The organism is Arthrobacter sp. B0490 (assembly GCF_002929355.1).
GTDB lineage: Bacteria > Actinomycetota > Actinomycetes > Actinomycetales > Micrococcaceae > Arthrobacter_D.
The window spans coordinates 373946-394414 of sequence record NZ_PJIR01000003.1; the positions used below are offsets into that span (position 1 = coordinate 373946).

Consider the following 20469-nt stretch of genomic DNA (forward strand, 5'->3'; position numbering starts at 1 on the left):
CTGTTCTCCTAGCCCTTGATGTAGGGGATGCCGCTGGCTCCCGGCGCCCTCGAGCGGCCCACGAGGCCGGCGACGGCGAAGACCGTCACCACGTAGGGCAGCATGCGCAGGAACTGGTCCGGCACCGGGGTGCCGAGCAGGCTCAGGACGTTGGACAGGTTGGTCGCGAAGCCGAAGAGCAGGGCGGCGAAGAACGCGCCGATCGGGTTCCAGCGGCCGAAGATGAGGGCCGCGAGGGCGATGTAGCCCTGGCCCGCCGTCATGTCGCGGCCGAAGCCCGAGACGGCGACGAGCGTGAAGAAGGATCCACCGACACCCGCCACGACGCCGGCGAGCAGCACGTTCATGAAACGCATCCGGTTGACGTTGACGCCGAGGGTGTCGGCGGCCTTCGGGTGCTCGCCGACCGCGCGGGTGCGCAGGCCCCAGCGCGAGTGGTACAGGGCCACGTAGACGACGGCGACCGCGATGTACATGAGGTAGCCGACGATGGTCTGCTGGAAGAGGATCGGGCCGATCACGGGGATGTCCGCGAGCAGCGGGATGTCGATCACGGGCAGGCGCGGGGGCGAGTTCCACCGCTCCGAGTCCTCGCTGAGGACGGCGGAGAACAGGAACCCGGTGAGCCCGGAGACGAGCACGTTCAGCACGACGCCGACGATCACCTGGTTGACGACGTACCGGATGCTGAAGACGGCCAGGACCAGCGACACGAGGACACCGGCGACGGCCGCGGCGAGGAGGCCGACGAGCGCGCTGCCGGAGAGCGACGCGGCGACGGCGGCCGCGAAGGCACCGAACAGGAGCTGGCCCTCGATGGCGATGTTGACGACGCCGGACCGTTCGCAGAGGACACCGGAGAGCGAGCCGAAGATCAGCGGCACCGCGAGGGTCACCGACCCCGCCAGGAGGCCGTAGAGGGCGACGTTGGGCGTGCGGGCGCTGCCCACGACCCAGGTCAGGAAGGCGACGAGGAACAGCACGGCGAAGACGGCCAGCACCCAGGTGGGGATCCTCCGCCCGGACCGCGTGCGGAGGATCGCGAGGACGGCGAGGGCGAGCATCGCGAGGGCCGCGATCCACCCGACCACGGGCGCGGACACGACGATCGAGGGCAGGACGATCGGGTCGTTCTCCTCCGAGAGCCGGAAGGTGACGTCGTTGCCCGGGGCGCCGAGGGCGAAGACCAGGAGGGCGAACAGCGCGACGACGGCGAGGATGACCGGGTTCTTCCAGCTGCGCACGCCGGCGTCGCCGGTGCCGCGGGCGGGACTGCTGCTCTGGTCGCGAGCTGTGGTTGCTGTGCTCATGCTGCTGCTCCGGTCGAGGCTGGCGTGCGGGTCGTGGAGCCGCCCTTGCCGGCGCGCGGGGCGCCGGGTGCGGGGAGGCGGAACAGCGCGCGGACGAGCGGCGGCGCTGCGATGAAGAGGACGATGAGCGACTGCACTACGAGCACGATGTCGATGCTCGTCCCCGTGGAGGCCTGCATGGCGACTCCCCCGGCGCGGAACGCACCGAAGAGGATGCCCGCGGCGAAGGTGCCCCACGGCGACGAGCGGCCGAGCAGCGCGACGGTGATCGCGTCGAAGCCGAAGCTCGCGGCGACGCCCGAGGTGAGGACCTTCTCCGTGCCCGATACCTGCGCCACCCCGGCGAGGCCGGCGAGGGCTCCGGCGATGGCCATGGCGAGGATGTAGCCCTTGCTGACGTTGACGCCGGCCGTGCGGGCGGCGCTCGCGTTGGCGCCGACGGCCCGCAGCTCGAAGCCGACGGTCGAGCGGTTCAGGAGCCACCACACGAAGACGGTGGCCAGTACGGCGACGACGAAGCCCCAGTGCAGGCGGAAGGCCGGGCCGAGCAGCGGCGGGTAGAGCGCCGTCGCGTCGAGCTGGGGACTGATGGGGTTCGTGGATCCCGGTCGCTGGAACGCGGGGGTGCTGAGGAAGTAGAGCACCAGGTTCGTCGCGATGTAGTTGAACATGATGGTGAGGATGACCTCGTGCGCGCCGGTGCGGGCCTTGAGGAGTCCCACGAGCCCGGCCCAGACGGCGCCGCCGACCATGCCCGCGAGGATCACGAGCAGCAGGTGGATACCGGCCGGGAGGTGCAGGGTGAAGCCGATCCAGCCGGCGAACGTCGCGCCGATCAGGATCTGCCCCTGCGCGCCGATGTTGAAGAGGCCGGCCCGGAAGGCCAGGGCCACGCCGAGCCCCGCGCAGATCAGCGGCGTCGCGACGGTGAGGGTCTGGGTCAGCGGGTAGATCACCCGGGTGAACGTCTCCCCCTCGAAGTTGAGCACCGAGCCCTGGAAGAGCGCGAGGTACGCACCGGACGCGGCGGTCCACGCCGCGGCCAGGGTGTCCTGGGGGCGGCTGAAGAAGTACGACGACGCGCGTGCCACGTTCTGGTCCGTCACGGCGATGAGCAGGCCGCCGAGGATCAGGGAGAGCACCACGGACAGGAACGCGACGAGCGCGTTCCCCGTCATGATGCGCTGCATGAGGGTCGAGTCAGGGGCGGGGCCGGTACCGAGGGCGGCGGCGGTCCCGGGCACGACCGGTGGCGGCAGCTCCCCTCCGGCCGTCTCGGCGGCGTTCTCGAGGCGCACCTCCTCCTGGCGGGCGGCGTCCTTCGCTTCCCGCCGTGTGTGCGGTGCACCGTCACCGGTCGCCGGGGATGCCGGCCTGTCGTCCTGCGGGGTCACAGGTTTCCTCCTTGAACGTGGTGTGCCTGCGCCAGCGCCTCGTCGGCGGGCATGCCGGCCATCATGAGGCCGAGGACATCGCGTGAGACCGCGCCGGGGACGATGCCCATGAGGCGGCCCCGGTACAGCACCGCGATGCGGTCGGCGAGCTCCAGGACCTCGTCGAGCTCCGTGGAGACGATGATGACCGGCGTGCCGCCGTCGCGCTCGGCGACGATGCGGCGGTGCAGGAATTCGATGGATCCGACGTCGACTCCGCGGGTGGGCTGCGAGGCGATGAACAGTTTGAGTGGCCGCGAGAACTCGCGGGCCATGACGACCTTCTGCTGGTTGCCGCCGGACAGGGTGCCCGCGGCGGCCGACGCCGACTGCGTGCGGACGTCGTATTCGGCGATCTTCTCGTTCGCGTTCTGCTCGATGGCCGACGGCGACATGGACAGGCCCTTCGCGAAGGGGGCGTCGTCGTACCGGTTGAGGATGAGGTTCTCGGCCACGGAGAACGTGCCGACGAGTCCCTCGACGCTGCGGTCCTCGGGGACGAACCCGACGCCGGCGCGGATGATGTCCTTGACGCTGCGGCCCACGAGTTCGTTCCCGCCGAGCGTGATCGATCCCGTGACGTGGTCCTGCAGGCCCATGATCGCCTCGGTGAGCTCGGTCTGGCCGTTGCCCTGCACGCCCGCGACCGCGAGGATCTCCCCCTCCGCGACGTCGAAGCTGAGGCCGTCGACGACGCGCTGGCCGTTGGCGGCCTGGACCGTGAGGTCGCGGACCCGGAAGGTCACCTCGCCCGGGGTGGCGGGCTTCTTGTCGAGCGTCAGGCTGACGGACCGTCCGACCATGAGGGACGCGAGCTCCGTGGTGGGGGCGCTCGGGTCGGCGGTCCCGACCACCTTGCCGCGGCGGACCACGGTGATGACGTCGGACACGGCCTTGACCTCGCGCAGCTTGTGCGAGATGAAGACGATCGACTTCCCGTCCGCCTTCAGCTGCGCCATGATGCCGAGCAGTTCGTCGGTCTCCTTGGGCGTCAGGACAGCGGTCGGTTCGTCGAGGATCAGCACCTCGGCGTTGCGGACGAGGGCCTTGATGATCTCGACGCGCTGCTGCACACCGACCGGGAGGTCCTCGACCACGGCATCGGGATCGACGTCGAACCCGTACTGGTCGGAGATCTGCCGGATGCGCGTGCGCGTCTCCTGCAGGTTGAGCATGCCGCCGGCCTTCGTGGCCTCGTTGCCGAGCGCGACGTTCTCCGCGACGGTGAAGACCGGCACGAGCATGAAGTGCTGGTGCACCATGCCGATGCCGGCGGCCATGGCGTCCCCGGGACCCTTGAAGGTCACGGGCCTGTCGTCGACGCGGATCTCCCCCTCGGTGGGGTCGTAGAGACCGTAGAGCACGTTCATGAGGGTGGACTTGCCGGCCCCGTTCTCACCGAGCAGGCTGTGCACCTGTCCGGGTTCCACGACGAGGTCGATGGAGTCGTTGGCCACGAGCGATCCGAAGCGCTTCGTGATGCCGATCAGTTCGAGTTTCACAACTCAACCAGCCTGTTCTGTTGTGGTGTCTGTCTGTCGTCTTGTCCGGGTCGTGCGGAAGCCACCGGAAAGGATACCGGGTGCGGCTCCGGGGCACGCACGCGGGACCAACGCAGACCGCCTTCCTCCCTGCGGGGATCCGCAGGGGGGAAGGCGGTCTGGATGCGGTGCTGGTGCTACTTGGGGCTGGCGGCCGAGTCGACCGTGATGTCGCCCGAGATGATCTGTTCCTTCAGCTCGTCGAGCTTGGTCTGCAGATCGGCGGGGACGTTGGCCTCCTGGTCGTGGAACGGCGCGAGCGCCACTCCGCCGTTCTCCAGCGTGCCCACGTACGGGGTGTTGTCGAAGTTGCCCTCGACGTCGGTGCTGATGACGTCCTCGACGGCGTCGCCCATGAGCTTCATGACCGAGGTGAGGATGAACTCCTCGCCCTTGCCGGCGGTCTCGTAACCGTCGGAGTCGACCCAGATCGCCTTGACGTCCTTGCCCGCACCGTTCGCCTCGATGACGGCGTCGAGCGTGCCCGAGCCGACCGGACCCGCGACCGGCATGATGATGTCGGCGCCCTCGTTGATGAAGTTCTGGGTGTTGGTCTTGCCGGCGGCCGCGTCCTCGAAGTTACCGACGAAGGTGCCGTTCTGGCTCTCCTTGTCCCAGCCGAGGAGCTGCACGTCGCCGCCCGTCTCCTCGTTGAAGTAGTCGACGCCCTCGGCGAAGCCGTCCATGAAGATGGTCACGGTGGGGATGTTGATGCCGCCGTAGGTGGCCACCTTGCCGGACTCGCTCGTGGCCGCTGCCGCGTACCCGGCCAGGAAGGCCGCCTGCGCCGTGTCGTAGATGATCGGCTTGACGTTCGGCAGGTCGATCGAGTTGTCGTCGACGATCGCGAAGTTGGAGTCGACGTTGGCCTCGGCCGCGGCCTTGGTGGTGTCGGCGAGCAGGAAGCCCACGGTGACCGTGAGGTTGCAGCCGGCCTGGACCATCTGGTCGACGTTCGGGCCGAAGTCGGTCTCGGCCTGCGACTCGGCCTGGTTGATCTTGATCCCGAGGTCGGTCTCCGCCTTCTTCAGTCCCTCGTAGCTGGACTGGTTGAAGGAGCGGTCGTCGAATCCGCCGGAGTCGGAGACGATGCAGCCGAGGTAGTCGGTGGTCGCCTCGGCGCCGGTGCCGCCGCTGGGCGACTCCTCGGCCGGCGGCGCACCGCAGCCGGAGAGGACGAGGGCCGATACGCCGAGAACGGCGGCGGACAGGCCGGTTCCGCGCGAAAACTTGCGCAGTGAGTTCTTCAAAATGCCTCCAGGAGAGAAATGCGCCACGGGACGAGTACCAGTGAGTGACCATCCCGGGTCTCATCCGATCCGGGGCTCTGTTGTCACTGGACGACCGTGGCGCCGCGACACCGTCGGTGCAGCACGTATGCGAACATCCTAAGGGCCAAGTGACGGAGAGCACTACACGGGCGGGCCGGCGGCGGGGATCGTTCGGGTTTCGTTATGCGCGGCGCGCCCGGCCCCCGCGGGGGAGGCGGGCCGGGACGTCAGGCGTCCTCGCCGAACATGACCTGGAGCGCGGCCGCGGCCATCACCCGGATGCCGCAGCCGATGGCCCGCTCGTCGGGTGCGTAGTCGCCCCGGTGCAGGTCGAACGTCTCGCCGCCCGGGGTCCTCGTCCCGAGCCGCATCATCGCGCCGGGGACCTCCTGCGTCATCCACGCGAAGTCCTCGCCGCCCATGGACTGCGGCGTCAGGACGACGGCGTGGGAGCCGAGTTCGGCGCGTGCCGCGGCCTCCAGGATCCCGGTCTCGACCTCCTGGTTCACCACCGGCGGCACCCCGCGGATGTGCTCGAGCTTCACGTCCACGCCGAACGGGGCCGCCACCTCGCGCACGGCCCGGTCGAGCAGCTCGCCCGCCGAGTGCCAGGCCTCCCCCTCGAGGCAGCGGAGGGTGCCGGACATGAAGCCGTGGGCCGGGATGGCGTTGGGGGCGGATCCCGCGTGGATCTGCCCCCAGACCACGGACACCGCGCTGCGGACGTCGATCCGGCGCGACAGGACGGCGGGCACGTTCACGGCGATGGAGGCGAGCGCGAAGACGAGGTCCTCGGTCAGGTGGGGGCGCGACGTGTGACCGCCACGGCCGCTGAGCTCCACCCGGATGGTGTCGGACGCCGACGTGATGGCCCCGATCCGGGTGCCCACGAGGCCGACGTCGATCCTCGGGTCGCAGTGCAGCGCCAGGATGCGCGGGACGCCGATGAGGACCCCCTGGGCGATCACGTCGAGTGCGCCGCCGGGCATCAGCTCCTCCGCGGGCTGGAAGATGATCCGCACCGTGCCGGGCAGCGCGGCCCCTGCGTCGAGGTCGGCGAGGACGAGGGCGACGCCGAGCATGACGGTGGTGTGGATGTCGTGCCCGCAGGCGTGCGTGACGCCCGGGGACGCGGACTCGAAGTCGAGGCCCGTCTCCTCGATGATCGGCAGGGCGTCGATGTCGGCGCGCAGCGCCAGCCGGATCGGCCCCCGCCCGACGTCGACGAACACACCGGTGCCCTCGAGCCGCTGGGGTTCGAGCCCGGCCTGCTCGAGCCGGGCCACGAGGACGTCCGTGGTGCGGTGCTCCTTGTAGGACAGTTCCGGGTGGCGGTGCAGATCGCGGCGGACCTGGACCAGCTCGTCGAGGAGCTCCCCGAGGGAGGCTCCTACCTGGGAGGTCGGCGAACTCTGCGTGATGAACGTTTCCACTCCCTCAGCCTACCGACCGGCGGGCGGGCGGCCCCACCCGGGGGCCGGGACGCGTTCGGGTTCGACAGATCGCCCTCCTGCAGGGCCCCGCCCTAGAGGACGTCGGTGTCGCCGCTGGCGCGGAGCCGCTCGACGGCCTTCTTGACCTCCTGGGCGTGCTCCTTCGTGGTGACGAGCAGGGCGTCGGGGGTGTCCACGATGACGACGTCGTCGATCCCGATCAGCGCGATCACCCGCTTGGTGTCGGACACCACGATGCCGGAGGCGTTCTCGGAGAAGACGCGCGCGCCCTCCCCCATCACGGTGAGCTCGCTGTTCTCGTCCGCGGGATTCAGCCGGCCGATCGCGGCGAAGTCGCCGACGTCGTCCCAGTTGAACTCCCCGGGGATCATGGCGACGTCGCCCGCGGCGGCGGCGGGCTCCGCGACGGCGTAGTCGATGGCGATCTTCGGGAGGGTCGGCCAGACGCGGCGGGCCACCTCGACGCGCTGCGGCGTGTCCCACGCCTGGGCGATCTCCATCAGCCCGGCGTAGAGGGTGGGCTCGTTGGCGGACAGGTGCTTGAGCATCAGGTCCACCGGTGCCACGAACATGCCCGCGTTCCACGAGTAGTTGCCGCTGTCGATGTATCCGTCCGCGACCTCCTGCGAGGGCTTCTCGACGAACTCGATGACCGCGCGGGCGCTCGGCGCGCCCTCGGCCGCGAGCGAATCCCCGGCACGGATGTAGCCGAACCCGGTGGAGGCGTGGGTCGGCTTGATGCCGATCGTGACGATGTACCCCCGGGCCGCCGTGTGGATGGCCTCGCGGACGGCGTCCTGGAAGACCTCCACCGGCGCGATGACCTGGTCCGCGGCGAAGGACCCCATGATGATGGCCGGGTCCCGCTGGTGGAGGATCGCGGCGGCGAGCCCGATCGCGGCACCGGAATCCTTCGGCTCCGACTCGAGGACGAGGTTCATGTCCTCGATCTCGGGCAGCTGCGCGAGGACGGCCCGCCGGTGCACGATCCCGGTGACCACCATGATGCGGCCGTCGCACAGGGGGCGGAGGCGGTCGTAGGTCGCGCGGATCAGGGTGCTTCCGGAACCGGTGAGGTCATGCAGGAACTTCGGTGCGGCAGCGCGGGAGAGGGGCCACAGGCGCGTGCCGGTGCCTCCCGCGGGAATGACGCCGTGGAAGCGGTCCAGCGCGTTGTCAGGGGTCTGGGCGGCGGCCCTCTCGGTATTCATCGCTTCCACGGTAACCGACGTGCACCCGGGGTCCCGGCTGCGTGGCGCCGCAGGTCACCCCCCCGGTGTTAACAAGGTCACAGGTGAGGGACACCTAAATTGAACCGAGAGTGTCACCGGCCTAGATTATTCTTATCTGAAGAGTGCTGTCGCACCGGCGTAATCCCTGCGTATATCGCGCTAACGCCCATGCGATGCAGGGAGGTAATTTCAATGCCGAAGACACTGACACCAGCAGGCACCCTCTACCGTGGCCGAGAAGGTCAATGGTCCTGGGTGGCCCACCGCATCACAGGGGTCGTGATTTTCTTCTTCCTCCTCGTGCACGTGCTGGACACGTCGCTCGTCCGCGTGTCGCCCGAAGCGTATGACGCGGTCATCGCCTCCTACAAGAACCCCATCATGGGCCTCGGGGAACTGGGCCTCGTCGCGGCCATCGTGTTCCACGCCTTCAACGGCATCCGGCTCATCCTCGTGGACTTCTGGAAGCAGGGCCCCAAGTACCACCGCCAGATGCTCTGGGGCGTCGTCGGCCTCTGGGCCCTCGTCATGATCGCCTTCTCGATCCGCCATCTCACGCACGTCTTCGGAGGTTAGTACTAATGGCTACCCCAATCATCGAAAGCCCCCGCTCGGGACGCGTCGCACCCGGCTACTCGCGGTCCACACCGTCGCGCAGCAACTTCGAGATGATCGCGTGGCTGTTCATGCGGATCTCGGGCGCGATCCTCGTCGTGCTGATCTTCGTCCACCTGTACGTGAACCTCGTGGCCGGTGACGGCATCAGCGGCATCGACTTCGGCTTCGTGGCCGGCAAGTGGGCCAGTCCCTTCTGGCAGATCTGGGATCTGACGATGCTGTGGCTGGCCATGCTGCACGGCACCAACGGCATCCGCGTAATCATCAACGACTACGCGGACAAGAACAGCACGCGGATGTGGCTCAAGGGGGTCCTCTACACGTCGACCGTCGTGATCGTCGTCCTCGGTACCCTGGTGATCTTCACCTTCGATCCCTGCCCCGTGATCGACGGCGTGGCGCACGTCGCGGACTACTGCCCGACACCGTAGCCCCCGCGCCGTAGTATCCACTCCGCAGCATCCGCTCGGTAGTACCTGCCGGTCCCCGGCAGCCCCCGCGTGGCGGGCCCGCCCCGCCCGGTTCCAACAGAAAGAGCGACCAGCATGCAGGTCCACAAGTACGACGTCGTCATCGTCGGCGCCGGTGGCGCAGGGATGCGCGCAGCCATCGAATCGGGGCAGCGAGCCCGCACGGCCGTCCTGACGAAGCTCTACCCCACCCGCTCCCACACGGGTGCGGCGCAGGGCGGCATGTGCGCGGCCCTCGCCAACGTCGAAGAGGACAATTGGGAGTGGCATACCTTCGACACCGTCAAGGGCGGCGACTACCTCGTCGACCAGGACGCGGCCGAGGTCATGGCCAAGGAGGCCATCGAGGCCGTCCTCGACCTCGAGAAGATGGGGCTCCCCTTCAACCGCACCCCCGAGGGGCGCATCGACCAGCGTCGCTTCGGCGGCCACACCCGCGACCACGGCAAGGCACCCGTCCGCAGGTCCTGCTACGCGGCGGACCGCACCGGTCACATGATCCTGCAGACGCTGTACCAGAACTGCGTGAAGCACAACGTCGAGTTCTACAACGAGTACTACGTGCTGGACCTGCTGATGGTCGACCAGGAGGTGACGGTCGACGGCGTGACCCGGATCGAGAAGCGTGTGGCGGGCGTCGTCTCCTACGACCTGGCATCGGGAGAGCTGCACATCTTCCAGGCGAAGTCGATCGTCTTCGCCTCCGGTGGTGTCGGCAAGGTGTACAAGACCACCTCCAACGCCCACACCCTGACTGGTGACGGCATGGGCATCGCGTTCCGCCGCGGCATCCCGCTCGAGGACATGGAGTTCTTCCAGTTCCATCCGACCGGCCTCGCCGGGCTCGGGATCCTCCTGTCCGAGGCGGCCCGCGGCGAGGGTGCGATCCTCCGCAACTCGGAGGGAGAGCGTTTCATGGAGCGCTACGCCCCCACCATCAAGGACCTCGCCCCCCGCGACATCGTCGCGCGATCGATGGCCAACGAGGTGCGCGAGGGCCGTGGCGCCGGCCCGAACAAGGACTACGTCCTCCTGGACCTGACCCACCTGGAACCCGCGCACATCGACGCGAAGCTCCCCGACATCACCGAGTTCGCCCGCACCTACCTCGGTGTGGAGCCCTACACGGAACCGGTCCCGGTCTTCCCCACGGCGCACTACGCGATGGGCGGCATCCCGACGAACATCAAGGCCGAGGTGCTGGCGGACAACGACACGGTGGTCCCCGGGCTGTACGCGGCCGGCGAGGTCGCCTGCGTGTCCGTCCACGGGTCCAACCGGCTCGGGACGAACTCGCTGCTCGACATCAACGTGTTCGGCAAGCGTGCCGGCATCGCGGCCGCCGAGTACGCCCTCACCGCCGATTTCGTCGAGATCCCCGAGAACCCGACGGTCGAGACCGAGGAACTCCTCAACCGGGCACGCAGCTCCGAGGGCGGGGAGCGCGTCGCGCTGATCCGCAAGGAACTGCAGGACATCATGGACGCCAATGTCCAGGTGTTCCGCACCGAGGAGACACTGCTCGAGGCGCTCCGCGTCATCGATACGCTGGAGGAGCGCTACACGCGCATCACGGTGCAGGACAAGGGCAAGCGGTTCAACCTGGACCTGCTCGAGGCCGTGGAGCTCGGATTCCTCCTCGACATGGCGAAGGTCATGACCGCGGCGGCACTGCATCGCAAGGAATCCCGTGGCGGACACTTCCGAGAGGACTATCCTGAACGTGACGACGAGAACTTCATGACCCATTCCATGGCCTACAAGGACCCGAGCGCCACGGCCACCAGCGGCGTCCGCCTTGAGACCAAACCGGTGATCTTCACCCGATACCAGCCCATGGAGCGAAAGTACTGATGAGCACCGAAACGATGGAAAAGGAGCCGGCCTCCAAGGTCGAGCTCGCGCCCGGCGTCGGCGGCGGCGGAGAGATCCCCACGTTCGACATCACCCTCAAGGTGCGCCGCTACAACCCGGAGGTCTCGGACGAGGCGCACTGGGACGAATGGCAGCTGACCATGTACGGCACGGACCGCGTGCTGGACGCCCTGCACAAGGTCAAGTGGGAGCACGACGGCTCGGTGTCGTTCCGGCGCTCCTGCGCGCACGGAGTGTGCGGCTCGGACGCGATGCGGATCAACGGCCGCAACCGGCTGGCCTGCAAGACCCTGCTGAAGGACCTCGACACGTCCAAGCCCATCCTCGTGGAGCCCATCAAGGGCCTGCCGGTGGAGAAGGACCTGATCGTCGACATGGAGCCGTTCTTCCAGTCCTACCGGGAGATCATGCCGTTCCTGATCAGCAAGGGCCACGAGCCCGCGAAGGAGCGCCTGCAGTCCGCCGAGGAGCGCGACCGCTACGACGACACGACCAAGTGCATCCTCTGCGCGGCGTGCACGTCCTCGTGCCCCGTGTTCTGGACCGACGGGCAGTACTTCGGCCCGGCGGCGATCGTGAACGCGCACCGCTTCATCTTCGACTCGCGCGACGACGCCGGGGACATGCGCCTCGAGATCCTGAACGACAAGGAGGGCGTGTGGCGCTGCAGGACCACCTTCAACTGCTCGGAGGCCTGCCCCCGCGGCATCCAGGTCACGAAGGCCATCTCCGAGGTCAAGCAGGCCATCCTGACCCGCAAGATTTGATCGACACGACGAACTCCCGCCGGTGATACCGGTGGAAGGGCGGCCCGCCATCCGGGGGGCCGCCCTTCTCGCGTTCCCGGGGGCGTCGGCGGGTCAGGAGCCGCTGGTCCGCTGGGCGCGGCCCTTGCGACGGCTGCGCTGCCACAGTGTCCCGGCCTTCGCCTGCAGGTCGCGATCGGAGGCGACGCCGGCGTCCGCCGTCCCGATGGCGCACCAGGCGGTGGCCAGCAGGTAGACCTGGCTGAGCAGGAAGAACCAGATGAACAGCGCGAGGATCACCGCGAAGGACAGCAGGAGCGGGTTGTTGCCGAAGCCGGCCAGGATCTGTGCCGAGAACGTGCGGAGCAGGGTGGTGCCGAGCCCGGCGATGATCGCGCCCTGGAACAGGATCCGCCGCGGCATCTCGATGGCGGACGTCGTGCGGAACAGGACCACGGCCACGAGGATGTCCAGCAGGATCATCGCCGCGAAGCCTGCCGCCTGCGTCATGAACTGGCTCGCGGCGTTCAGCTTCAGGACGGTGAGGAGCGCTCCGACGGTGTTGTTGGCGACCACCCCGAGCGCGGTCGTCACCACCATGATGACCCCGAGCAGCGCGAGCGTCCCGAGATCCTTCACCCAGAGGACCACAGGGGGGACCGGTACCGGATCGAGCGCGAAGATGCCGCGCATGGCCTGCCTCATGCCACCGATCCAGCCGAGGGCGGTCACGACCATCACCGCCGAGGAGACGACGATCGCCCAGCCGAGCCCGCTGGTGACCTCGAAGAGCCGCTCGGCGGTCACCAGGCCGTTCTCGCCGCCCTCCTCGCCGATCAGTCCGGGCACCGCCCGGTCGATGGCGTCCGCCGCGAGTTCGCGCAGGTCCACGTCGCCCGCGATGACGATGCCGAGGGCGGCGAACGCGACGACGAGGAGCGCGGCGATGGCGAAGAACAGCCGGTAGGCCAGTCCCGCGGCCATGAGGGGCCCGCGCCGCTCGTTGTACAGCAGGACCACACGGACGACGCGCAGCGTGAAGAACCGGCACAGGAACAGGTCCACGCGCGCCAGGAGGAGCTCGGTACCCCCGACTCCGGAACGGGTCAGCCGACCGACCTTGACCTGCGCCTCGATGGCCCTGCGCTGCAGGTCGGGCAGGTTCGCCGGGGACGGCTGCTCAACCCGCGGCGGCTTCGGAGCCGTCAGCGTCCTCGCCAAAGCGCAGCTCCTCCCTGAGTTTCCACAATCCGGACGGCACGTGCTCGTACAGTCCCATGGTGCGTACCTCGAAGGACGCCTCGAACCCGTGGAGCACGTCGGCCGCGGCATCCAGCCCGGCCTCCGAGACGTCGTGGGCCACCGTGACGTGCGGGTGGAACGGGAATTCGAGGTCGCGGTCGAGCGGCCCGGCCTGGAGTCTCGCGTGCAGATCCACGCACTCGTCGAAGCCCTCCACGAGGTTCAGGAACACCACCGGAGAGACCGGTCGGAAGGATCCGGTGCCCACCAGCCGGACCGTGAAGGGATGCTGCCGGCGGGCCACGGCCCGCACGTGCTCGATGGTCTCGTCCCAGTCCGTCGCCGGCGTGGTGGTGATGAGCGTGATGTGGGGCGGCACGACCGCCGCCATGGGATCGCCGAAGGACGCACGCCAGGATTCCAGGTCGCCGGCGAGCGGTTCGGGGATGGGGATGGTGACGCCCACGCAGCTACCGCTCGGTCGTGGACGGGTCAGGGCTGTCACCGCTCCGTGGGGTCGCCCGGTCGAGGTGCACATGGATCAGGGGGCCCCCGCGCCGGGGAGGAAACCCACCCTGGCGTAGACGTCGGCGAGCGTGGGGGCGGCGAGGTCGCGGGCCTTGGCGGCGCCCTTGGCCAGCAGCCGGTCGAGCTCGGCGGGGTCGGACAGCAGCTCCTCGGCGCGTGTCCGTACGGGCGTGAGGGCCTCGACGACGACCTCCGCGAGGTCCACCTTGAGGTGCCCGTACATGCGCCCCTCGTAGTCGGCCTCGAGGTCCGCGAAGGTGCGGCCGGACAGGGCCGAGTAGATGGTCAGCAGGTTCGAGATCCCCGGCTTCTCCGTCGGGTCGAACCGGATCTCGGTGCCGGCGTCGGTGACGGCGGACCGGATGCGCTTGGCCGTGGTCTTCGGGTCGTCGAGCAGGTTCACGAGACCGGCGGGTGACGGTCCGGACTTGGACATCTTCGCCGTCGGGTTCTGCAGGTCGTAGATCTTCGCCGATTCCTTCTGGATGAAGGGCTTCGGGAGCACGAACGTCTCGCCGTACCGCGTGTTGAACCGCTGCGCCAGGTCGCGGCTGAGTTCCACGTGCTGGCGCTGGTCCTCGCCGACGGGGACGCCGTCCGGCTGGTACAGCAGGATATCGGCGGCCTGGAGGATCGGATAGGTGAAGAGGCCCACGCTGGACAGGTCGGTGCCCTGCTTGGAGGCCTTGTCCTTGAACTGGGTCATGCGGGACGCCTCGCCGAAACCGGTGAAGCAGTTGAGCACCCAGGCGAGCTGCGCGTGCTCCGGGACGTGGGACTGCACGAAGAGCGTGGCCCGGTCCGGATCGACGCCGCCGGCGATGTACTGCGCGGCCGTCAGCCGGGTCCGCTGCGCCAGTTCCTGCGGGTCCTGGGGGACGGTGATGGCATGGAGGTCGGGGATGAAGAAGACGGCGTCGTAGGTCTCCTGGAGGCGCACCCAGTGCACGAGTGCGCCGAGGTAGTTGCCGAGGTGCAGCGAACCGGCGGACGGCTGCATGCCGGAGAGGATGCGCTGGCGCCGGCCGGTGGCCGACGCGGGCGGAGGAAGTGTCATGGGGGCTGTCCTGGGTGCTAGATCTGGTAGTCGACGACGAGCGGGGCGTGGTCCGAGAACCTCGTGTCCCAGCTCGGCGCCCGGTCGACCTCGGCGGTCACGGCGCTCTTCGCCAGGGCCTGCGTGGCCAGCTGGTAGTCGATGCGCCAGCCCGTGTCGTTGTCGAAGGCCTTGCCCCGCCAGGACCACCACGTGTACGGCCCGTCGACGTCCCCCGCGAGAAGCCGGGCGACGTCGAGGAAGCCGCACTCGTCGGAGAAGAAACGGTCGAAGTAGGCGCGTTCCTCGGGCAGGAAGCCGGCGTTCCTGACGTTGCCCTTCCAGTTCCTGATGTCGAGCTGGGTGTGGCCCACGTTCAAATCGCCCATGACCACGGCATGGTCGGCGCCGTCCCTGAGCTCGGGCAGCCGGGCCGTCATCGCGTCGAGGAAGCGGAACTTGTCGTCCTGCTTCTGTGTGCCGACCTCGCCCGAGTGGACGTAGGCGCTCACCACGGTGAGGCTCGCGCCGTCGATGTCGAAGTCGGCCTCGACCCACCGGCCGGCGGTGTCGAAGTAGCTGTCGCCGATGGATGTCCGCGTCGCGACGGGTGCCTTGCGCGAGGCGACGGCCACGCCCGCCCGGCCCTTGGCCTCGGCCTCGGTGTGGAGGATGTGCCAGTCCTCTCCGAGGAGGCCGCGGACGACGGCGTCGGGCGCCCGGACCTCCTGCAGGCAGAGGATGTCGACGTCGCGCCCGTCCAGCCATTCCTGCATGCCGCGCTTGTAGGCGGCGCGGATCCCGTTGACGTTCACGGAGGCTATGCGCAGGCTCTCCTGCGGAGGGTTCGGTGCCGGATTCACCCGATCAACCTTACCCCGGAGGCTGTCCCCCGGACCTCCCGGCGAGACGCCGCTCACTCGACGACTGTCCCCTCGACGGGACCCTCGGCCGACCCCTTCATGAGGGAGCGGGCGTTGTGCGAGGTGATCTCGATCGTCTCGAGTGCGCGCTCGACCATCCCCTCGTCCCTGCCGAGGTATTCGCGCACGACCCCGACCTGAACCTGCACGATCTTGAAGCTGTGGTCGAGTTTCAGGTCCCGTGCGCGGTCGGCTGCGGCGGGACCGGCGGGTGACTGACCGGTCGGCCCGAAGGCGGCATGGCCCTGCAGGCGCACCGCCGCCTTCCGCGCCGCGGAGCGTAGGCTGAAGACCACGAAGCTGAAGATCAGGAGCCACCCCAGCGAGATGATCACCACCAGCCAGCCGATGACGTCGTTCTGGTTCGCCGCGAAGACCACGGCGACCAGGAACACGACCAGCATCACGGCCATCCCTGCGCTCCCCATGCGCATGCTCAGCCCCCGGCCAGCCGGCCGGTCATTGCTCCCTAGTGTCTGCATAGGGTCCATTCTTCCGTATGCCCGGGCCCTCCCCCCTGCCTTCCACCGCTGGCGAACTGTCAGGATTCTCGAAGTTCTCTCCCAACTCCTCCCATCCGTGACGCCCATCACCGCGAAGTACTGACATGCGCGCCCCACAGCGCGCCTCACTCGCACTACGGAGGAACTACCCATGAACAAGAAGATGCGTTTCCTGGCTGTACCCGCACTGGCTATCAGCGCCGTCGCCCTGGTCGGCTCCCCCGCGATGGCGGCCGACGCCAGCTACTCCTCGACCCTCGGTCAGCTGAACGGCACCACCGGCACCGGCACCATCACCGTCGACGTCGTCGGTGACCAGGCCATGGTCAACCTCCAGGTCTCCGGTCTCGCCCAGACCTTCATGGACGCGCCGTACCCGCACGTCCAGCACATCCACGGTGGCTCCAAGGGCGTCTGCCCGACTCCGGCCAATGACGCCAACGGTGACGGCATCGTGAACGTCGCCGAAGGTGCCCCGGGCTACGGTGACATCCAGACGACCCTCACCACCTCCGGTGCCACCACGCCGGCCGAGGGCCTGAACCTGGCACTCGGTGGCCAGGGCGGAACCTACTCCATCCAGCGCACCATCACCCTCGACGCCGCGACCCAGAAGTCCCTCGAGGACGGCGTCGCTGTCGTCGTCGTGCACGGCCTGGATCCCGCGACCGCCGGCGTCCCCGCGGAGGTCTTCAACAGCCCCTCGGAGCTCAACCCGGATCTGCCCCTGGGCGCCACCTCCCCCGCCCTGTGCGGAACCCTCGTCAAGACCCAGATGGGCGCCATGCCCTCCGGCGGAGCGGACACCGGTGTCGCCACCGAGTCCACCAGCTCGACCGGCATGATGGCCCTCGGTGGCGGGCTCGTCCTTGCAGCAGCAGCCGGCGGAACCTTCGCCGTCCGTCGCCGCGTAGCGCAGAACGCCTGATCCTGGTCGCTCGTGACCAGTAGAGCAACCGACCACCGCTGGGGCCTCACGGCCCCGGCGGTGGTCGCCCTTTTCCTCCTCGCCGGCTGCGGTTCCGCGGACGGCACCTCCACCACGTCGCCGTCGCCGGCCGCGAGTTCCTCGGCTGCGGCCCCGAGCGCTTCGGCTGCACCCTCGGCCGCACCCTCGGCCGCTCCGCCGGCAGCGGCGCCGACCGCTCCTGCCCAGCCGGCCGTCCTTCCCGCCTCCGCCCCGGTGACCCTCGAGATCCCGACGATCGGAGTGAGGACGGACCTGCTCCGCCTCGGCCTCCGCGAGAACCAGAGCCTCGAAGTGCCGCCCGACGGCCCCGGCGCCCCCGCGAGCTGGTACGACCAGTCCCCCACCCCGGGCGATCGGGGACCCTCGGTGATGCTCGGCCACGTCAACGCGACCGACGGCGGCAAGGGTGTCTTCGCCGATCTCCGGGCACTGAAGGCCGGCGACCGGATCAGCGTCGCGCGTGAGGACGGTACGACGGCTGTCTTCGAGTTCCAGCGCGGTGAGGCCTACCAGAAGGACGAGTTCCCGACCGTCCGGGTGTACGGCAACACCGCGGGCTCCGAGCTGCGGCTCATCACGTGTGACGGCTACAACCCGGACACCGGGGAGTTCGACGACAACTACGTCGTGTACGCCACCCTCGTCCTCTAGGAGGACGTCCCGCACGCGGGCTCGGGCCGTCCTACCGCAGGAACAGCTTCCGGAGGCGCAGGGTGGTGAGGAGCATCCCGACGGCGATCATCGCGAGGAAGTAGCCGAGGTGGATCGTCGTCGCCGGTGTGAACGTCGCGACGGTGATCTGGCGCAGGAGTTCGACGCCGTGCCACAGGGGCAGCGCCTGGATGAACCACTGGATGCCCTGCGGGTACACACCGAGCGGGTAGAACGTGGCCGAGAACAGGAACATCGGGAGCATCACGAAGTTGATCCACTCCATCTGCTGGAACGTCTTCATGAAGCTGGTGATCCCCATGCCGAAGGACGCGAACCCGAACGCGATCAGCACGGATGCGGGGATCACCAGCAGCGCCACGGGTGTGGTGAGGAGACCCATCAGGGCCATGACCACGGTGAACCCAGTGGCGTACAGGGCCCCCCGCAGCAGGGCCAGGAAGATCTCCCCGATCGCGACGTCGAGCGGGCCGAGCGAGGTGTACAGCATCCCCTGGTACAGCTTGGCGAAGTTCATCTTGAAGAAGACGTTCCACGTGCTGTCGTAGACGGCGCCGTTCATCGCCGAGACGGCGAGCAGTGCGGGCGCGATGTACGCCGCGTAGCTGATCTCCTGCCCGCCCGGCCCCTCGACCGTGCCCACCAGTGCGCCGAGGCCCACGCCCATGGACACGAGGTAGAGCACGGGCTCGAAGAAACCGGACACCATGATCAGCCAGTTGCTGCTGCGGGTGGCCAGGAGTCCGCGCGCGATGACGGCCTTCGCGTTGCGCGAGTAGAGCGCGGCCAGGGGCCGTGTGGACCCGGAGAGCACGTAGTCCCCTGCTGCGACCCGGCTCACGCGCCGAGCCTCCTCGCGTAGACCGACCGTGCCCGACGGAGACCGACGACGGCGAGGACCACGAGGAACAGCACGTGGACGGCGGCGAGCCAGAGGGGCACGTGGTGCCCGTACGTGAGGGCGCGGCCGAGTTCCGTCCCGTGCCAGAGCGGGGAGATCCAGCCGATCCACCGCAGGAACACCGGGAGGGTGTCGAGCGGGAAGAACGTCCCGGAGAAGAGGAACAGCGGCGTGACCACGAACCGCATCACGAGGGCGAACTGCCCCTTGTCCTCCTCGATGCTCGCCGAGTAGGCCAGGAGCGGCAGGCCGAAGGCGAGGCCGCTCAGGACCGCGACCGGGATGACCGCGATGCCCGTGGCGGACGGCGCGGCGCCGAACAGGGCCACGATGAGGAAGTACACGACGGTCGTCGCCGTCAGGCGGGCCGTGATGGCCAGGACGTGGCCGTCGACGATCTGGTGCGTACCGAGGGGCGAGGCGTGCGGGCCGTAGTACACCCTCCTCCACTTGAACCCATCCATCACGGGGTAGGTGAACTCGGTGGCGGCCGTCATGATCGTCGCGGAGGCGAGCAGGGCCGGTGCGATGAACGCGAGGTAGCTGACGCCGCCGAGCGCACCTGCTGCGTTCCGGTCGACGAGCGTCGCGAGGCCCACACCCATCGCGAAGAGGTACATGACCGGCGTACCGACGCTCGAGGCGAGCAGGGTCCAGCGGTAGCTGTTCATGGCGCGGAGGACGTGTTCGGCGTAGTACCAGGACCCGAACTTCCGGGCCCGCGCCGCCGATACCTCCGGCGGATGGGCGTGCAGCCGGTACGGCGGTGCGACGGCCTGCCCGCCCGCGGGGACGGGCTCAGTCAACGAGGCTCCTCCCGGTCAGACGCAGGAACACGTCCTCGAGGGAGGATCGCCGGACGAGGGAGGTCAGGGGCCGCAGCCCGCGGGAGACCACCTGCTCGAGCGCCGCCTCGCCGTCCCGCGCGTAGATGAGCACGCGGTCCGGCAACGGTTCGAGTCGCTCGCCGATCCCCTGCAGCTCCCCGGCCACCGTGGTGTTGCGCTCCGACCCGAAGCGCAGTTCGAGGACCTCGCGCGTCGAGTGCTCGCGGATGAGCTGGGCCGGCGCCCCCTCCGCCATGATCCTGCCCTTGTCGACCACGACGAGCCGGTCGCACAGTTGCTCGGCCTCGTCCATGTAGTGCGTGGTGAGGATCAGCGTCACCCCGGACTCCTTGAGCCGGAACAGGCGGTCCCACAGGATGTGGCGGGCCTGCGGATCGAGGCCCGTGGTCGGTTCGTCGAGCAGGAGGATCCTCGGTTCGTTGATCAGCGAGCGGGCGATCGTCAGGCGCCGTTTCATGCCTCCCGAGAGCGCGTCGACCTTCGCGCCGGCCTTGTCCGTGAGCTGGGCGAACTCCAGCAGCTCGTCGGCCTTCGGCCGCAGGTAGCTCATCGGGAGTCCGAAGTAGCGGCCGTAGACGAGCAGGTTGTCGCGGACGCGCAGTTCCTCGTCGAGGTTGTCCTGCTGGGGGACGACGCCCAGGTGCGCGCGCACCTCGGGGCCGTGCTCCTGCGGGTCGAGGCCCATGATGGTGAGCTGCCCCGACGTGCGCTGGGAGACACCGCCGATCATGCGCATGGTCGTGGACTTCCCCGCGCCGTTCGGCCCGAGCAGGCCGAACGACTCGCCCGCGGGGACGTCGAAGGAGATCCCGTCCACGGCCCTGAAATCACCGTAGTGCTTGCTGAGCCGGTGTGCGGAGATGACCGGCGGAGCGGGAGGGGTCGTAGGCACCCGC

20 protein-coding genes are annotated in these 20469 nt (G+C 68.9%); 6 read left to right on the plus strand and 14 right to left on the minus strand.

Annotation, left to right across the window (positions count from 1 at the left end):
* Positions 1-8: 8 nt before the first annotated feature.
* From CXQ97_RS07205 to CXQ97_RS07230, 6 genes are all read right to left on the minus strand, one after another.
* Positions 9-1310, minus strand: a complete 1302-nt coding sequence (locus CXQ97_RS07205) for an ABC transporter permease (protein ID WP_104180153.1) — start codon at positions 1308-1310, stop codon at positions 9-11.
* Entirely contained in the window at positions 1307-2500 is a 1194-nt protein-coding gene (locus CXQ97_RS07210) for an ABC transporter permease (RefSeq protein ID WP_104180340.1), read from the minus strand. The genes CXQ97_RS07205 and CXQ97_RS07210 overlap by 4 nt, the downstream gene beginning before the upstream one ends.
* 200 nt (positions 2501-2700) lie before the next feature.
* A complete protein-coding gene (locus CXQ97_RS07215) occupies positions 2701-4245 on the minus strand; it encodes an ABC transporter ATP-binding protein (RefSeq protein WP_104180154.1) in 1545 nt (514 codons plus the stop codon).
* A 176-nt stretch (positions 4246-4421) separates the two neighbouring features.
* Positions 4422-5534, minus strand: coding sequence for a BMP family protein (locus CXQ97_RS07220; protein ID WP_104180155.1), 1113 nt, complete (start codon positions 5532-5534; stop codon positions 4422-4424).
* Between the two features lie 248 nt (positions 5535-5782).
* Positions 5783-6988 carry an amidohydrolase gene (locus tag CXQ97_RS07225; protein ID WP_104180156.1) on the minus strand — a complete coding sequence of 402 codons (1206 nt, stop codon included), beginning with the start codon at positions 6986-6988 and terminating at the stop codon, positions 5783-5785.
* Between the two features lie 92 nt (positions 6989-7080).
* Positions 7081-8220, minus strand: coding sequence for a mannose-1-phosphate guanylyltransferase (locus tag CXQ97_RS07230; RefSeq protein WP_104180157.1), 1140 nt, complete (start codon positions 8218-8220; stop codon positions 7081-7083).
* Between the two features lie 213 nt (positions 8221-8433).
* Between CXQ97_RS07230 and sdhC the strand changes: the two genes are divergently transcribed.
* The 4 genes from sdhC to CXQ97_RS07250 all read left to right on the plus strand — a co-directional run bounded on the left by sdhC (position 8434) and on the right by CXQ97_RS07250 (position 11971).
* Complete coding sequence (sdhC, locus tag CXQ97_RS07235) at positions 8434-8817, plus strand: succinate dehydrogenase, cytochrome b556 subunit (RefSeq protein WP_104180158.1); 384 nt, start codon at positions 8434-8436, stop codon at positions 8815-8817.
* Positions 8818-8822: 5 nt separating this feature from the next.
* The gene (locus tag CXQ97_RS07240; RefSeq protein ID WP_104180159.1) at positions 8823-9290 is read left to right on the plus strand and encodes a succinate dehydrogenase hydrophobic membrane anchor subunit; all 468 of its coding nucleotides are present in this window, start codon (positions 8823-8825) and stop codon (positions 9288-9290) included.
* A gap of 114 nt (positions 9291-9404) precedes the next feature.
* A complete protein-coding gene (gene sdhA / locus CXQ97_RS07245; protein ID WP_104180160.1) occupies positions 9405-11183 on the plus strand; it encodes a succinate dehydrogenase flavoprotein subunit in 1779 nt (592 codons plus the stop codon).
* The gene (locus CXQ97_RS07250) at positions 11183-11971 is read left to right on the plus strand and encodes a succinate dehydrogenase iron-sulfur subunit (RefSeq protein ID WP_104180161.1); all 789 of its coding nucleotides are present in this window, start codon (positions 11183-11185) and stop codon (positions 11969-11971) included. The genes sdhA and CXQ97_RS07250 overlap by 1 nt, the downstream gene beginning before the upstream one ends.
* Before the next feature lie 93 nt (positions 11972-12064).
* Here CXQ97_RS07250 and CXQ97_RS07255 read toward each other — a convergent pair whose 3' ends face one another.
* The 5 genes from CXQ97_RS07255 to CXQ97_RS07275 are packed head-to-tail and all read right to left on the minus strand — an operon-like array spanning position 12065 to position 16161.
* On the minus strand, positions 12065-13171 hold the full coding sequence (locus tag CXQ97_RS07255; protein WP_104180162.1) for a YihY/virulence factor BrkB family protein: 1107 nt from the start codon (positions 13169-13171) through the stop codon (positions 12065-12067).
* A complete protein-coding gene (locus CXQ97_RS07260) occupies positions 13131-13730 on the minus strand; it encodes a 2'-5' RNA ligase family protein (protein WP_104180163.1) in 600 nt (199 codons plus the stop codon). Before CXQ97_RS07260 ends, CXQ97_RS07255 begins: the two co-directional genes overlap by 41 nt.
* A 3-nt stretch (positions 13731-13733) precedes the next feature.
* On the minus strand, positions 13734-14777 hold the full coding sequence (gene trpS / locus CXQ97_RS07265) for a tryptophan--tRNA ligase (protein WP_104180164.1): 1044 nt from the start codon (positions 14775-14777) through the stop codon (positions 13734-13736).
* 17 nt (positions 14778-14794) lie between these two features.
* Positions 14795-15619 (minus strand): exodeoxyribonuclease III, encoded by an 825-nt coding sequence (locus CXQ97_RS07270; protein WP_104180165.1) that lies wholly within the window; start codon positions 15617-15619, stop codon positions 14795-14797.
* Between the two features lie 53 nt (positions 15620-15672).
* Entirely contained in the window at positions 15673-16161 is a 489-nt protein-coding gene (locus CXQ97_RS07275) for a hypothetical protein (protein WP_104180166.1), read from the minus strand.
* Positions 16162-16333: 172 nt separating this feature from the next.
* Between CXQ97_RS07275 and CXQ97_RS07280 the strand changes: the two genes are divergently transcribed.
* Together CXQ97_RS07280 and CXQ97_RS07285 are read left to right on the plus strand one after the other, a co-directional pair.
* Positions 16334-17110, plus strand: a complete 777-nt coding sequence (locus tag CXQ97_RS07280) for a CHRD domain-containing protein (protein ID WP_104180167.1) — start codon at positions 16334-16336, stop codon at positions 17108-17110.
* Positions 17111-17122: 12 nt separating this feature from the next.
* Entirely contained in the window at positions 17123-17803 is a 681-nt protein-coding gene (locus CXQ97_RS07285; protein WP_104180168.1) for a class F sortase, read from the plus strand.
* 31 nt (positions 17804-17834) lie between these two features.
* Here CXQ97_RS07285 and CXQ97_RS07290 read toward each other — a convergent pair whose 3' ends face one another.
* Genes CXQ97_RS07290 through CXQ97_RS07300 form a run of 3 tightly spaced genes read right to left on the minus strand, consistent with a single transcriptional unit; the run spans position 17835 to position 20465 of the window.
* Entirely contained in the window at positions 17835-18665 is an 831-nt protein-coding gene (locus CXQ97_RS07290; protein WP_104180169.1) for an ABC transporter permease, read from the minus strand.
* Entirely contained in the window at positions 18662-19531 is an 870-nt protein-coding gene (locus tag CXQ97_RS07295) for an ABC transporter permease (protein ID WP_258062398.1), read from the minus strand. Before CXQ97_RS07295 ends, CXQ97_RS07290 begins: the two co-directional genes overlap by 4 nt.
* The gene (locus CXQ97_RS07300) at positions 19524-20465 is read right to left on the minus strand and encodes an ABC transporter ATP-binding protein (protein ID WP_104180170.1); all 942 of its coding nucleotides are present in this window, start codon (positions 20463-20465) and stop codon (positions 19524-19526) included. The genes CXQ97_RS07295 and CXQ97_RS07300 overlap by 8 nt, the downstream gene beginning before the upstream one ends.
* Positions 20466-20469: the final 4 nt, after the last annotated feature.

What these genes read in the sequence shown, in the direction of transcription:
- CXQ97_RS07280 (WP_104180167.1), top strand. Translation starts at nt 16,334, where the DNA reads ATGAACAAGAAGATGCGTTTCCTGGCTGTACCCGCACTGGCTATCAGC.
- CXQ97_RS07240 (WP_104180159.1), top strand. Translation starts at nt 8,823, where the DNA reads ATGGCTACCCCAATCATCGAAAGCCCCCGCTCGGGACGCGTCGCACCC.
- CXQ97_RS07250 (WP_104180161.1), top strand. Translation starts at nt 11,183, where the DNA reads ATGAGCACCGAAACGATGGAAAAGGAGCCGGCCTCCAAGGTCGAGCTC.
- sdhC (WP_104180158.1), top strand. Translation starts at nt 8,434, where the DNA reads ATGCCGAAGACACTGACACCAGCAGGCACCCTCTACCGTGGCCGAGAA.
- CXQ97_RS07260 (WP_104180163.1), bottom strand. Translation starts at nt 13,730, where the DNA reads ATGTGCACCTCGACCGGGCGACCCCACGGAGCGGTGACAGCCCTGACC.
- CXQ97_RS07275 (WP_104180166.1), bottom strand. Translation starts at nt 16,161, where the DNA reads ATGCAGACACTAGGGAGCAATGACCGGCCGGCTGGCCGGGGGCTGAGC.
- CXQ97_RS07205 (WP_104180153.1), bottom strand. Translation starts at nt 1,310, where the DNA reads ATGAGCACAGCAACCACAGCTCGCGACCAGAGCAGCAGTCCCGCCCGC.
- trpS (WP_104180164.1), bottom strand. Translation starts at nt 14,777, where the DNA reads ATGACACTTCCTCCGCCCGCGTCGGCCACCGGCCGGCGCCAGCGCATC.
- CXQ97_RS07230 (WP_104180157.1), bottom strand. Translation starts at nt 8,220, where the DNA reads ATGAATACCGAGAGGGCCGCCGCCCAGACCCCTGACAACGCGCTGGAC.
- sdhA (WP_104180160.1), top strand. Translation starts at nt 9,405, where the DNA reads ATGCAGGTCCACAAGTACGACGTCGTCATCGTCGGCGCCGGTGGCGCA.
- CXQ97_RS07210 (WP_104180340.1), bottom strand. Translation starts at nt 2,500, where the DNA reads ATGCAGCGCATCATGACGGGGAACGCGCTCGTCGCGTTCCTGTCCGTG.